Annotated in this window: 1 protein-coding gene; it reads right to left on the bottom strand. The window is 48.7% G+C overall.

The window, feature by feature from the left end; all coding sequences use genetic code 11:
* Positions 1 to 219: 219 nt before the first annotated feature.
* Positions 220 to 359 (bottom strand): laccase domain-containing protein (locus ACTHS3_RS17315; protein ID WP_440368677.1); only part of this gene is annotated, 140 nt, incomplete at its 5' end.

The raw sequence follows: 359 nt of genomic DNA, 5'->3' as shown, positions 1-359 counted from the left end.
CCCGTACACGGCGGGCGTTGCCACCTTGTCTCATTTTTATTTTAATCCACTATAAAGTTAATCCACTGTATCTAAAGGATACAACGAACAAAGGTCGTCTGAAAACCGTTCCTGAAATTGAGGAAACCGATATTTTCAGACGACCTTAACGATATTGGAACCGATACGCTTAACAACGGCTTTTTTCAGTCAAATATCGGATACACGGTTTACCGCGCATTATTCCGCCAACCAAATCAGGCTGGCCATGCGGCCGGTTTGTCCGTCGCGGCGGTAAGAGAAGAAAGTGTCGCGTTCCAAGACGGTGCAGTGTGTGCCGCCGTAGATCATGTCCACCCCTTCGCGGCGCAGAACCAAAC

The sequence above is a fragment of the Neisseria sp. P0009.S007 genome, assembly GCF_051962515.1.
Note: the sequence above shows the minus strand (reverse complement) of the source record. Positions and strands in the feature narration are given on the sequence as shown.